This window comes from Candidatus Hinthialibacter antarcticus (genome assembly GCA_030765645.1).
Classification (GTDB): Bacteria; Hinthialibacterota; Hinthialibacteria; order Hinthialibacterales; family Hinthialibacteraceae; genus Hinthialibacter; species Hinthialibacter antarcticus.
The window spans coordinates 48,420-61,577 of the sequence record JAVCCE010000004.1 but is presented as its reverse complement, the minus strand read 5'-3'; the positions used below and the strand labels follow the sequence as shown (position 1 = coordinate 61,577).

The 13,158-nt window shown below is 55.1% G+C and carries 9 protein-coding genes; 6 read left to right on the top strand and 3 right to left on the bottom strand.

Annotated features, from left to right (window positions below; all coding sequences use genetic code 11):
- Window positions 1-35 precede the first annotated feature (35 nt).
- Entirely contained in the window at window positions 36-2,606 is a 2,571-nt protein-coding gene (gene secA, locus P9L94_01135; GenBank protein ID MDP8242656.1) for a preprotein translocase subunit SecA, read from the bottom strand.
- Window positions 2,607-3,289: 683 nt separating this feature from the next.
- Here secA and P9L94_01130 point away from each other — a divergent pair.
- The 5 genes from P9L94_01130 to P9L94_01110 all read left to right on the top strand — a co-directional run bounded on the left by P9L94_01130 (window position 3,290) and on the right by P9L94_01110 (window position 8,954).
- The gene (locus P9L94_01130; GenBank protein ID MDP8242655.1) at window positions 3,290-4,828 is read left to right on the top strand and encodes a potassium transporter TrkG; all 1,539 of its coding nucleotides are present in this window, start codon (window positions 3,290-3,292) and stop codon (window positions 4,826-4,828) included.
- 18 nt (window positions 4,829-4,846) lie between these two features.
- Window positions 4,847-6,118, top strand: a complete 1,272-nt coding sequence (locus P9L94_01125; GenBank protein ID MDP8242654.1) for a hypothetical protein — start codon at window positions 4,847-4,849, stop codon at window positions 6,116-6,118.
- Window positions 6,119-6,127: 9 nt separating this feature from the next.
- Window positions 6,128-6,742, top strand: a complete 615-nt coding sequence (gene gmk / locus P9L94_01120; protein ID MDP8242653.1) for a guanylate kinase — start codon at window positions 6,128-6,130, stop codon at window positions 6,740-6,742.
- On the top strand, window positions 6,720-7,688 hold the full coding sequence (locus P9L94_01115) for a histone deacetylase (GenBank protein ID MDP8242652.1): 969 nt from the start codon (window positions 6,720-6,722) through the stop codon (window positions 7,686-7,688). The genes gmk and P9L94_01115 overlap by 23 nt, the downstream gene beginning before the upstream one ends.
- Before the next feature lie 285 nt (window positions 7,689-7,973).
- Window positions 7,974-8,954, top strand: coding sequence for a Gfo/Idh/MocA family oxidoreductase (locus tag P9L94_01110; protein ID MDP8242651.1), 981 nt, complete (start codon window positions 7,974-7,976; stop codon window positions 8,952-8,954).
- A 13-nt stretch (window positions 8,955-8,967) separates the two neighbouring features.
- Here P9L94_01110 and P9L94_01105 read toward each other — a convergent pair whose 3' ends face one another.
- Window positions 8,968-9,768 (bottom strand): ABC transporter permease, encoded by an 801-nt coding sequence (locus P9L94_01105; protein MDP8242650.1) that lies wholly within the window; start codon window positions 9,766-9,768, stop codon window positions 8,968-8,970.
- Window positions 9,769-9,825: 57 nt separating this feature from the next.
- The gene (locus P9L94_01100; protein MDP8242649.1) at window positions 9,826-11,244 is read right to left on the bottom strand and encodes a TolC family protein; all 1,419 of its coding nucleotides are present in this window, start codon (window positions 11,242-11,244) and stop codon (window positions 9,826-9,828) included.
- A 166-nt stretch (window positions 11,245-11,410) separates the two neighbouring features.
- Between P9L94_01100 and P9L94_01095 the strand changes: the two genes are divergently transcribed.
- Window positions 11,411-13,024 carry an MFS transporter gene (locus tag P9L94_01095; GenBank protein MDP8242648.1) on the top strand — a complete coding sequence of 538 codons (1,614 nt, stop codon included), beginning with the start codon at window positions 11,411-11,413 and terminating at the stop codon, window positions 13,022-13,024.
- Window positions 13,025-13,158: the final 134 nt, after the last annotated feature.

The following is a 13,158-nucleotide window of genomic DNA, read 5'->3' as shown; positions in this document are numbered from 1 at the left end:
TCGGTGGGTTAAGAACCCACCCTACAATACAAATCTTACGTTCGGGCGGCTTCTTTGAGCATGCAGCATTTTTTGTATTTCTTGCCGCTGCCGCAAGGACAGGGATCGTTCACTTTGATTTTCTGACGCCCGGCTTTTCCGCGTCCGCCGCCTTTGCCCGCTGACGCTGCGCTCTGTCCCTGGTTGGTCGACGTCACCTGTTGTTTGGGGCGCAACTGCTCGGCCTGGGTGCGGTCGGCGACTTCGACATAGAACCAGTTGGTCACGCTCTGATGTTGGATGCTGGAGTACATCTGCTCAAACATCGCGAAGCCTTCTTTTTGATATTCCTGAAGCGGGTCTTTTTGACCGTAGGCGCGCAGACCGACCGAATCTTTCAGGTGGTCCATGGTGTAGAGGTGTTCTTTCCAGCGCGAGTCAACCGTGCGCAGCATGATGACCGACATCAGCCAACGGCCTAAGTCGGAGCCGAATTTCTCCATGCGTTCGTCGAAGCGCTCTGTCACTTTGGCTTTGACGGCGTCAAACATTTCCTCGCCGGTCATGCCGTTTTTAATGCCCACCCAATCCAACACCTCTCTGCCGAACGGGACGGGGATGCCGAAAAAATTGCGCAGATTGTCTTTGAGCAGTTCGGGCTGCCAGGCTTCGGCGTCGCGCGGATCGTTGATGGAAATGTCGATAACGTAGTCGATGACCTCTTCGGTCATGCCCCAGAAGTGGTCTTTGGGGTCTTCGCCTTGCAGCAGGTCCTGGCGGATGCCGTAGATGACCTCGCGCTGTTTGTTCATCACGTCGTCATATTTGAGGATGTGTTTTCGGATATCGAAGTTGTGCCCTTCGACGCGCTTCTGGGCGTTGGCGATGGCTTTCGACACCATGCCGTGTTCGAGCACCTCGCCCTCTTCCATGCCAAAGCGCTCAGCGAGGCCTTTGATGCGCTCGCCGCCGAAGATGCGCATCAGGTCGTCTTCGAGCGATAAAAAGAACCGCGACGAACCGGGGTCGCCCTGGCGGCCCGCGCGTCCGCGCAGCTGGTTGTCGATGCGGCGAGATTCGTGGCGCTCGGTGCCGATGATGTGCAGCCCGCCCGCTTCGATGACGCCTTCGCCGAGTTTGATGTCGGTGCCGCGGCCCGCCATGTTGGTGGCGATAGTGACTGCGCCGGATTGGCCCGCTCCGGCGATGATTTCGGCTTCGCGTTCGTGGAACTTGGCGTTGAGCACGTGATGTTTGATGCCGCGCTTTTTGAGCAGCGACGAGACTTTTTCTGACTTTTCAATCGAGACGGTGCCCACCAGCGCGGGCTGGCCGTTTTTGTGGCATTCTTCGATTTCGTCAGCGAGGGCGACGTCTTTCTCACGGATGGTTTTGTAGACCGCGTCGGGATGGTCCGCTCGCGCCATGGGGCGGTTGGTGGGGATGACCACCACTTCGAGTTTATAGATTTCCATAAACTCTTCGGCTTCAGTGTCGGCGGTGCCGGTCATGCCGGAGAGCACTTCATATAAACGAAAGTAATTCTGAAACGTAATGGTCGCCAGCGTCTGGTTTTCGCGCTGGACTTTAAGGCCTTCTTTGGCTTCGATGGCTTGATGCAGCCCATCGCTATAGCGGCGGCCCGGCATCTTGCGTCCGGTGAATTCATCGACGATGACCACTTCGCCGTCTTCGATCATGTAACGGTCATCGAGTTTGAACAGGTAATGCGCCTTCAACGATTGATTGACATGGTGGACCAAGTCGAGATTTTGTTCGTCATAGATGCTGACGTTGAGCATCTTTTGGATGTTTTCCTGGCCTTCTTCTGTTAAAGAGACCACCTGATCTTTTTCATCGACGGTGAAATCCTCATCGAGTTTGAGTCGGCGAACGACTTTATCGACTACGCCGTATTTTTCGGTGGAGGCGTCGGCGGGGCCGGAGATAATGAGCGGGGTGCGGGCTTCATCAACTAAAATGCTGTCGACTTCATCAACGATGCCAAAGTTGAGGTTGCGTTGAACGCAATGTTCTTTGGCGATGGCCATGTTGTCGCGAAGGTAGTCGAAGCCGAATTCGTTATTGGTTCCATAGGTAATGTCGCAGGCGTAGGCGGCGCGGCGTTCGTCAAAATCGAGGTCGTGTTGAATGGTGCCGACGGTGAGGCCCAGAAATTCAAACAGCGGCCCCATCCACTCGCGGTCGCGCTTGGCGAGGTAATCGTTAACGGTGACGATATGGACGCCTTTTCCGCTCAGGCCGTGGAGGTACGCAGGCAGGGTCGCGGCCAGCGTCTTACCTTCGCCCGTGGCCATTTCAGCGATTTTGCCTTCATACAACACCATACCGCCGATGAGTTGCACGTCAAAATGGCGCATTTTCAACACGCGCACCGAAGTTTCACGCACCACGGCGAAGGCTTCGGGAAGCACGTCGTCGAGAGTCTCGCCTTCGCTCAATTTTTGGCGGAATGCGTCGGTTTGAGCGCACAGGTCGCCGTCGGAGAGGCCTTTCGCCCATTCTTCGAGGCTGTTGACCGCCTCCACCATCGGGGCGTAGCGGCGCATGTCGCGTTGTTGTTTGGTTCCAAAGATTTTTTTGAGGACATATTGAACGGCTGACATATTGAATCCTGACGGCGTAGTCACGGCGCGCCGATTTTTGTAAAATTAGGCGTTAGAGCGTTTGTCGTAAATATGTGCGTAAAGTGCGCCCGTAGGGCTCAGCGATAGATACCGTTACGGAAACTCAATCTGCACATAATACTGGCAACTACTATAAGCAATTAAGTATAGCATATCCCGTTGTGAATTCAGGGAGCCTATCCGTCAGCCATATTCGCCCAAAGGCTAACGGATGAACCGGAGTTTCGTTACGCTCGATTGAATAATTTAAGATTGAATGAGCTGCGGCTGATTCCGTGGAGGCGGTTCGGGTTTATACTTAAGCGTGTGGTATTGAATCGTAGAATAGCATCGGCTTGGGTGCATCTCTTTTCGCGTCGGTGCGGGCTATTGAGACATGCTCTCAATTGTTGATCCCCCCTACCCCCCTTAATAAGGGGGGTAGGCGCTGAAAACGCCAGGGGGGATTCGGGCGCAGCGTGCTGCGCCCTGGTTTTCAGTGAATTAAATGGTGCGCTCGCGATGACACGAATGCATGGTGGGTTTTAACCCGCCTTGCGACAAGCGCAATTTATTAACCCTCTCCCCAACCCTCTCCCAGTAGGAGAGGGAGCAGGTTTTGTAAGTTGAGTTCGTTTGTAGGGTGGGTTCTTAACCCACCAGAATCGCCCTGGAGGATTTGTTTGCAATACCGCTTAGTGATTTTTGTTCTTGGTTGGATTTTGGTGTTCTTCAGCGTGAGCATGGCGCCGTCGTTGCTGGTCTCGTACATTTACGGCGACGGCGGCGATAAGGCGATTGCGCTGGCGATGTTGGCGACGGCTCTTGTGGGCGCTTCGCTGGCGGTGACTCATAAACCAGACGATCAGACGGACGACATCACCCCGCGCGACGGATTTCTCATCGTCACCGGCGGGTGGTTTTTGTGCGGGCTGTTTGGAGCGCTGCCGTTTTTCTTTGCGCAAACTTTTGCCCCGCAGGCCCCAGCGAATGACGCCGCATTTTTTGCGCAAACCTTCGCGGAGATTACGCCGGCCAATGCGGCGGCGGGGCTATGGTTGTCGTTCAGCAATAGCGTGTTTGAATCGCTCTCAGGCCTGACCACCACCGGGGCCAGCGTGTTGACGGATTTCAACCAGCCGCACGGCATTATGTTTTGGCGCAGCACCACCCATTGGCTGGGCGGGATGGGCATCATTGTTCTGTCGCTGGCGATTCTGCCGCTGATCGGCGCCGGGGGGATGCAGCTGTTCCGGACCGAAGCGCCCGGCCCGGTGCAAGACCGCCTCAAGCCGCGCATCGCCGACACCGCAATGACGTTATCCAAAGTCTACATTTTGCTGACGCTCTTACAGACCGCCGCGTTGTGGTTTTGTGGGATGACCGTCTTCGATGCGTTGTGTCATTCGTTCGGTACGGTCGCGACCGGAGGTTTTTCAACTCATGCGCAAAGCGTGAGCGGCTATCAAAGCCCGGCGATTAACTATGTGATTTCGTTTTTTATGGTTCTCGCCGGGGCCAACTTCGCGCTGCACTACCGGTTCCTCAAAGGGCAAACCAATATCTATTGGAAGAGCGCCGAGTTTCGCGCCTACTTCTCGATCATTCTCATCGCGACGCTTGGTTTGACGTTTCTCGTGTATCAGAACGGCGATCAACCGAGCGTGCTTTCTTCATTGGAACACGGGCTGTTTCAGGCGGCGTCGATTATGACGACCACCGGGTTCGCGACAGCGGATTTTGAGGTCTGGCACCCGCTCGCGCAGATGGGGCTATTTTTGCTGATGTTCGTCGGCGGCTGCGCAGGCTCCACCGGCGGCGGGATCAAGGTGGTGCGGATCGTGTTGTTAGCCAAGATCGCCTACCGGGAGATGTACCGCTTGCTCTACCCCGCCGCAGTGGTGATGATCAAAATGGATGAGAAGACCGTGCCGGACAAAGTGCTCAGCGGCATCAGCGGGTTTTTTATTTTGGCGACGGCGGTGTTTATTGTTTCGATTGGCATCTTATCCGCGCATGGAATCGACTTCGTCACGTCGATGACCGCTACCGCTGCGTGTTTATTTAACATCGGCCCCGGTTTGGGCGCGGTCGGCCCCTATGATAACTATGCGGGGCTGCCGATTCTGATAAAATGGTGGTTGACGTTTTGTATGGTCGTGGGCCGCTTGGAATTTTATTCGGTATTAATTCTGACGGCGCCTGATTTTTGGCGGCGATGATTTTTTAGGGGAAATGCTATGAAAACTCAAATGAATCTGTCACGTAGGCAATTTGTTGCTGCGGGCGTTTGCGCTGCAGGCGCATCCGCCTTTCCACAAGTTTCTTACACCGCGCCGGAAACGCGCTTCGAGGCGCATGTTCCATTTCGCGCGATAACCCGGGGGCCAAAGTCGCACTGGTTTGGCTATTACGACAAATTGCAGTTTGACGCGACCAACCGCTATGCCTTGGGGATGCAGGTTGAGTTTAACGACCGTACGCCGAAACCGGATGAAGCCATTCGCCTGGGGATGGTGGATGTCAAAAACAATGACGAATGGATTGAGTTCGGTTCATCAAGCGCGTGGTGTTGGCAGCAGGGCTGCATGTTGCAATGGCTGCCCGGCTCCACCGATACCGTAATTTATAACGCCCGCATCGACGGCGGCTATCAGGCTGTAATTCAGAATGTAAAGACAGGCGAACAGCGCGCGCTGCCCAAGCCCATCTACGCGGTCAGTCCAGATGGAAAGAACGCGGTCTGCCCCAACTTTGCGCGGCTGGGCGTGACCCGCCCGGGATATGGCTATAACGGCCCCGCCGACCCGTGGCAGGATGACTCGCAGCCCAAAGATGACGGCATCTATCAAATGGCGCTCGATACCGGCGCCTGGCGGCTGATTGTTTCACTCGACCAGATCGCGGGTTTTAAACCCAACGAGACCATGCGCGGCGCCAAACATTGGTTCAACCATTTGCTGTTTAGCCCCACCGGCGAGCGCTTTATCTTTTTGCATCGCTGGGAGCGCACCGTCAACGGGCGGCGCAGCTGGTATACCCGCATGTTTACGGCGGACGCGGACGGCGGCAATTTATATTGCATCGCCGACCATGATATGGTCTCGCATTTCATCTGGAAAAACGATGCGCAAATTTTGGCGTGGTCGCGAGAGCCTCAACCGGGCGACCGCTTCCATTTATACACAGACAAAACCGATGTCGTGTCCGTCATTGGCGACGGCGTGTTGATGCGCGACGGACATTGCACCTATTCGCCTGACCAGCAATGGGTCTTGGTCGATACCTACCCCGACAATGAGCGCATGCAAAACTTGATGCTCTATCGTCCTCAAGACAAGAAACTGATCAAACTGGGGCGTTTTTATCAGGCGCCCGAATCACGGGGCGAAACCCGTTGCGACTTGCACCCGGGTTGGAGCCGCGACGGACGGCTGGTTTGCATCGACTCGCGCCACAACGACGGACGGCAAATGTACTTATTAGATGTGAGTGAAATTACGCAGTCATAAAAAGGAAATATGATGGCTTTACACGGCGCACCGATTGTGATTTCCGGCCCTTCCGGCGTAGGCAAGGGGACGGTCATTAAAGAAGCCCTGAAGCACGACGAGAAATTGGTGATATCGGTTTCGATGACCACGCGCCCGCCGCGCCCCGGCGAACAAGACGGCAAACACTATTTCTTTGTTTCTCCTGAACGCTTTGATGAAGCCGCCAACAATTTTGAATTGGTGGAGTGGGCCGAGGTCTACAACAACCGCTATGGAACCCCCAAAGGCTATCTGGAAGGCCAGTTTGAGCAGGGCAACGATGTTGTGCTTGAACTCGACGTGCAGGGCGCGTCGTTGGTGCGGGCGCATTATATTAACGCAATATTAATTTATATCATGCCGCCTTCGTTTGCGGCGCTGAAACAACGGCTGGAAGACCGCCCGCGCGGCAAAGGCGACGACCTCGACCAACGCACCGCCGCCGCGCGCAATGAAATGAAATTGATCGGCCTGTTTAATTACGCCATCGTGAACGACAACGTCGAGCAGGCCGCCGAAGAAGTGATCCGAATTATCCATGCCGAACGGCACCGCGTACAGCGGGTGTATCATTCGTTGTATGAACGCTCGATTTTGGGGTAAAGCGATGGCGTTTCCCATCTATTTTTCTGAAGAGTGCTTGTTGCACAAAACCGGAGCGCATCCCGAAAAGCCGGAGCGTTTGCGGGCGGTCGAAAACCATTTGCGCGACGCTCTGGGCGAACGGCTCGAATGGCTCGAACCGCGCAATGCAACCGAGGATGAACTCGCGCTGATTCATACTCGCGACTACATCCAGTCGGTCCGCGACCTGGCCGCGCAGGGCGGTGGGATGGCTGACCCGGATACAGCGGTCAGCGAAGGCTCCTGGAACGCGGCGCTGCGATCCGCTGGTGCGTTGCTTGACGCGTTAGGCGCCGCCGCCGGACAAGACCAAACGCGCGCGTTCGTTGCGACGCGACCGCCGGGGCACCATGCCTTGCCGGACGCCGCGATGGGATTTTGTCTGTTCAATAACGTCGCCGTCGCGGCGCGCTATGCGCAGCAAACTCACGGATTGAAAAAAGTGTTCATCGTGGATTGGGACGTCCATCACGGCAACGGTACGCAAGACGCATTCTATCAAGACGACTCGGTCTTCTTTTGTTCGACCCATCAGTCCCCTCATTATCCAGGAACCGGCGCGTCAGAAGAAACCGGCGCTGGCGCGGGAGAGGGATTTAACAAGAATTTGCCGTTCCCGCCCGAGACGCCGCCGGGGGCGATTGTTGAAGCGCTGGGCATTTGCGTTGACGCGCACATCAAACAGTTTCAGCCGGATTTAGTTTTGATATCCGCCGGGTTTGATGGGCATAAGAACGATCCGCTGGGCGGTTGGCTGCTCGAAGAAAAACACTTCACCGCTATGACCCAAAACGTGTTGAGCGCCGCGCAGTCGGCGGGTTGTAAGCGGGTGTTGTCGTTTCTCGAAGGCGGCTACAACCTCAAGTCGCTGGCGTCGTCGTGCGTTGTTCATGTTGAAGCGCTTTGTGAAGGGTTTGATGGCTGAAGCCGAAGTCGAGCGTCAAAGCGAGGGAGCAACTTCAAACCCAATTACGCAAACGAGTAAAAGGCATCCCTGCGATAAAAAAAGAGTTGCTCAGTGACCATCAACTGGATGCGATCTTGGCGGCGTATAGCGTATTTCTGTTTCACGAAAAAAAACGCGGAGAACGATTGGGCGACCCGCGCGAAGGGCAAATTTTATTGCCTTGAATCATAGATGAACCGCTTTCGATAATCGCACTCGTGAATCCCCTCTCCCTCTGGGAGAGTAGGTAAATTGGAGATTAATATGAAACGTTTTCTCTTACTCGGTATTTCAGTGCTTTTACTTTCGCAGGCTGTACACGCTGCGGAAAACACCGCCAACGAAATTCGCTTGGGCATGATCGGGCTGGATACGTCGCACGTGATTGCGTTCACGAAGATGCTGAATGACCCGACTCATGCGGACCATGTTCCGGGTGCGCGGGTGATCGCCGCAGTGAAAGGCGGCAGCCCCGACGTGAAAGCCAGCGCCGAGCGGGTAGATGGATACACCCAGCAATTAAAAGACGATTGGGACATGAAAATTGTTGAGACGATTGCTGAATTGTGCGGAATGGTCGATGGAGTTCTCATCGAAAGCATCGACGGACGCCCGCACCTTCAGCAAGCCAAACAAGTGATTGACGCCGGCCTGCCGCTGTTTATTGATAAACCCGTCGCGGGGAGTTTCGCCGACGTAGTAGAAATCGCCCGATACGCCAAGGCGCATGGCGTACCGTGGTTTGGCGGCTCCAGCCTGCGGTGGTGGAAGGGGATGCGCGACGCAACCGACCCGGAAATCGTTGGAGAGGTTCTCGGCTGCGACGCCTATTCGCCGTGTAGTTTAGAAGAACATCACCCCGATTTGTTCTGGTACGGCGTGCATGGCGTTTCGATTCTATACGCCGCGATGGGGACGGGGTGCCAACAGGTCTCGCGCGCCTCGACGGAGGATACGGACGTGGTCGTCGGCGTTTGGCCGGACGGCCGCATCGGGACGTTTCGCGGCATCCGCAACGGCAAGAGCGGATACGGCGCGACGGTGTTTGGCTCCCAAAAAATCATTGCGTTTGAAGGCCATAGTTATAAAGGCCTCATTGAAGCCATCGTCGGGTTTTTCAAAAGTGGAAACCCGCCGCTAAGCGCGGACGAAATCGTCGAAATGTACGCCTTCATGGAAGCGGCGGACATAAGCAAAGCGCAGGGCGGCGCTCCAGTCGCGTTGCCGAAATATTCGCTGGAGTGAACCAGCGGCTTGCTTACATATAGAAGACGATTGTGAAGATCAAGTCTGTGATGATGATGAGCAGAATCGAATTGACGACGGAGCGCGTGGTGGCGACGCCCACGCCTTCCGCCCCGCCTTCTACCGCGAGACCTTCGTGGCATGAGACGATGGCGATGACGATGCCAAAGCCGAAACTCTTAATTAAACCGGTATGGAAATCGGTCAGAGTCAAAAGGTCTGACGTGCTTTTGATGTATTGAGAGAGCGACATCCCCAGGTCGGAGGCGCCGATGACGAAGCCGCCCGCCATACCGATGAAATTCGCCATGACGGTGACGCAAGGCAGCATCAACGCCAACGCGATTAAACGCGGCGCCACCAAGAATGGGATGGGGCGCAACGCCATGGTTTGCAGCGCCATGATTTCTTCGCCGACGACCATCGTCCCTAACTCGGCGGTGATGGCGGCGCCCACCCGCGCCGAAATAATGATGGCGGTGATTAACGGGCCGATCTCGCGGCAAATGGTGACGCCGATGATGCCGGGAACCAGTTCCGAGACGCCGAAGCGCTGCAACTGATAGGCGCTTTGCATGGCGAGGATCAGGCCGATGAGGAAACTGATCAACGCCAAGATCGGCAGTGAATGTACGCCGGTCTCGGCCATCATGCCGAAGGTGGCGTGGCGGCGGATAATTTTTGGATTGCGCCACGGCTCGACCACGATGTAAAACAAACACTCCATCAACAAGCGCCACAAGCGTCCGACATACGCGATGGCCGACAACGCTTTTGCGCTGATGGTTTTGTCGCCAAAGGTGATGTCCGGCATGTTGTTCTCCGTTTCAAATTCTAGAAGTCTGAATCGCGTTTGCCTGGATGAAACCGCTTATTGCGTGAGCCATTGGTCGTTGTTGTATTGTTGCGCATGGATAGAAATGGTCCCTTGCGCCTGCAAGAGTTGAATGTAATACGACAGGTAATTGTAGCGCGTTGTGACCACGTTGGTTTGCGATTCGACGAGTTCGGTCAGCGCTTGGGTCACATCAAGGCTGTCGGCCAATCCTTCGGCATACAAATTTTGAAAGCGGTCGTAATTTTCTTTACCGACTTCGACCGCTTCGAGCGCGATGTCGAGGTTGCGGCGTTCTTCGCGCAGCGACAAGGCGGTTTGTTCGATGATGTTGTGAATCGAACGCACGGTGTTCTCGTAGCGCTTTTCATTCGCGGACGCGATTTCTTTGGCGCCGCGCAGTTTGGCGGTGCGGCGGCCTCCTTCAAAAATGGGGATGGTAATCGCGCCCGCCAGCGTCCATTCTTCCTCTTTGAAACGGGGATCGCCCTGTTCGTTGAAGCCCCATGACGCCTGGCCTGATAGCCGGGGCAAAAATTCTCCCCGCGCCATATTGATGGATTCTTCGCTTTGTTTGACCAACAAGCGGGCGATGTGGACGGCGGGGTGGTTTTCTTCCGCTGCAGAAAACAACTCCGTATACGCTTGGAACCTGGCGTCGTATTCTTGCGGCGGGTTGTACGCTCCCAAGGCGCCCGCCGCGAAGGCGTGACGCGACTGCATGGGCGCGCCCATGATTTCGTTCAAGGTCGATTGTGCGCGTTCGACGGAGATTTCCGCCGACACCACGTCGCGCATGGCGGACGACCGGGTCAACTCGGCGCGCAACACGTCGGTGCGGATGCGCAGGCCGTTGTCGAAGCCGACCTGGGCGGTGTCGAGTTGCTCTTCAGCCAATTGCAGGCGTTGTTTTTGCACCTGCAATAATTCTTGTGCGCGTAAGATGTCGAGATAGGCGGCGACGGTGTTGTAGACAACGGTTTGCTCTTGCCCCTTGGTTTGCCATTGCGCCGCTTCTTCTTGCAGGTCAGATAATTTCATTTGTCCAATGACGGAATAATCGAAAAGCAGCTGTTGCCATTGAAAGCGGTTGATGTAATTGGCGCCGGTGAAGCCGAAGTCGTCGGCGCTAAACAGCCCGCTGAATTCATCGGGCAGGCTCGACGTATCAATTTGCATTTTGTAGCGGTCGGATTCACTTTTTGAGGCGGACGTTTCCCACGAGAGTTGAGGAAACAACGCGCTGCGGGCTTCGCTGCGCGCATTGGCGGAGGCGCGTTCTTCAAACTGCAACGCTTGTAATTCACGGTTGAGTTCGAGCGCCTGTGAAATGGCGTCCGACAGGGTGAGCGTCTTCAGGTCTTGGGCGTGAACCGGACAGAGAGCGGAAATCCATAGCGCCGCAACAAGCGCGGTTGATAGAAATCGAGTTGAAATTGAAATACGCAGATTCATAAATGGGCCTTCTTATTTACGCGGTTGAGTGAGTTAGGGATAGCATAAGTGCGCAAGGGCGAATGGGGAAGATCAAATCGCAAGGCGGCGCACCGCTTGACATTGGGGCCGTTGTTCCCAAAAATCAAGGCTCTGTTTCGTTAATTATCAATCGGGAGGATTGCTTGTGAATGTGAATACTAAAAGTAAAAGCCCGCTAGCCGGAGTGAATTGGTATCACTGGCTGGTGGTTATTATCGCGTCAGGCGGCTGGTTGTTTGACTGTATGGACCAGCGGTTGTTTATTCTCGCCCGCTCCTGGGCGCTTGAATCGGTCATGCACGAACAATTGGTCGACAACTTTCAATCGCAAGACTCGATCCTGGAACCGCTGGCGATTGCTCACCTGCGTCAGATGGGTGACAGCGGCGATTTGGTGTTAACCAATGAATTGCAAAACGAATTGGTCGGACAGGTGCAGGCGCAATACGGTTCAGCGCCCGGCGCCGATGAAACCGTCAATCGCGTTGTGGGTTTAATAGAAACCGATCTGGTCGAGATCCAAAAAGTCCAAAGTCTCGCTGATGTACCAACTTTGCCTGAGCTGCCGCAAAGCGTGGTGCGGACTCTCATCAATAACATGGTCGATAAATTTGGCGGCTACGCTACCACTTCAATGATTGTGGGGTGGGCGACTGGCGGCATCATCTTTGGCATGATGAGCGACAAATACGGACGAGTGAAGACGATGGTGGTGACGTTACTAACGTATTCTCTCTTTACCGGCCTTTCGGGTACGTCGCAAACCTGGGTGCAATTTGTCGTCTATCGTTTTCTGGTGGGGCTGGGCGTTGGCGGAATGTTTGGCGCCGCAACCACGCTGGTCGCTGAAAGCGTTCCCGCCGGATTCCGCGCGTTGGCGCTGGGTTCGTTGCAAGCGCTGTCAGCAACGGGAAACATCATGGGTTCGATGATTAGTTTGGGTATCCCTCCCGGTCAGGCGGATTTCTTTATGGGAATGGAAGGCTGGCGGGTATTGTTCTTCGTCGGCATTCTGCCGTCGGTCCTGGTTGTTCCGATTATCTTTTTGTTGAGAGAACCGGAGCCTTGGAAAGAAGCGGTCAAACGCGCCCAGTCGGGCGAAGCGGCCCATCAGATGGGGACCATCGCCGATTTGTTTAAGCATCCGCGTTGGCGCCACCACGCCATTATCGGCTTATTGTTCGGCGTCTCGGGCATGGTCGGCTTGTGGGGCATCGGTTTCTTCTCGCCTGAATTGATCCGTAACGCGTTAGCGGGACAGCCGCAAGAAGTGGTTGATTCGGTGCGCGCCTGGGGCACCGCGTTGCAAGACGTGGGGGCTTTCTGCGGCATGATGGCGGTCACGTTTATCGCGACCTATCTAAGCCGCCGCTTGGCGTTCTTGTTTGCATTTAGCCTTTCGTTGGTGATTACCATCTTCGTGTTCTATTCGCTGAATGATCCGTCGGACGCTTATTGGATGCTGCCGATGATGGGCTTTGCCCAACTCGCGGTATTTGGCTGCTATTCGATTTATTTCCCTGAGTTGTTCCCGACGCGTTTGCGCGGCACCGGGGTCGGCTTCTGTTATAACACGGTGCGCTATCTGGCGGCTCCCGCTCCGATTGTGTTGACGCAATTGGCGGCGTTATTGCAGAGCAATAATGTTGAAGAGTCGTTCCGGGTGGCGGCGGTGATGATGTCGTTTATTTATGTGATTGGCATTATCGCGATCATCTGGGCGCCGGAAACCAAAGACCGCCCATTGCCGGAAGATTAATCGGTAGAGTCTCATCTCTCTCGAGAACAAAGAGGGCGTTGCGAAAGCGGCGCCCTCTTTTGTTGTGTTAAGTCCTCGCATTTTATGAATTTATAAACATATCCGTTTAAATCAACTTTGATTTAAAACCCACC

Bases quoted from the DNA above. Each gene is read 5' to 3' on its own strand.
- P9L94_01115 (MDP8242652.1), top strand. From the start codon at position 6,720: ATGAACGCTCGATTTTGGGGTAAAGCGATGGCGTTTCCCATCTATTTT.
- gmk (MDP8242653.1), top strand. From the start codon at position 6,128: ATGATGGCTTTACACGGCGCACCGATTGTGATTTCCGGCCCTTCCGGC.
- secA (MDP8242656.1), bottom strand. From the start codon at position 2,606: ATGTCAGCCGTTCAATATGTCCTCAAAAAAATCTTTGGAACCAAACAA.
- P9L94_01105 (MDP8242650.1), bottom strand. From the start codon at position 9,768: ATGCCGGACATCACCTTTGGCGACAAAACCATCAGCGCAAAAGCGTTG.
- P9L94_01110 (MDP8242651.1), top strand. From the start codon at position 7,974: ATGAAACGTTTTCTCTTACTCGGTATTTCAGTGCTTTTACTTTCGCAG.
- P9L94_01125 (MDP8242654.1), top strand. From the start codon at position 4,847: ATGAAAACTCAAATGAATCTGTCACGTAGGCAATTTGTTGCTGCGGGC.
- P9L94_01100 (MDP8242649.1), bottom strand. From the start codon at position 11,244: ATGAATCTGCGTATTTCAATTTCAACTCGATTTCTATCAACCGCGCTT.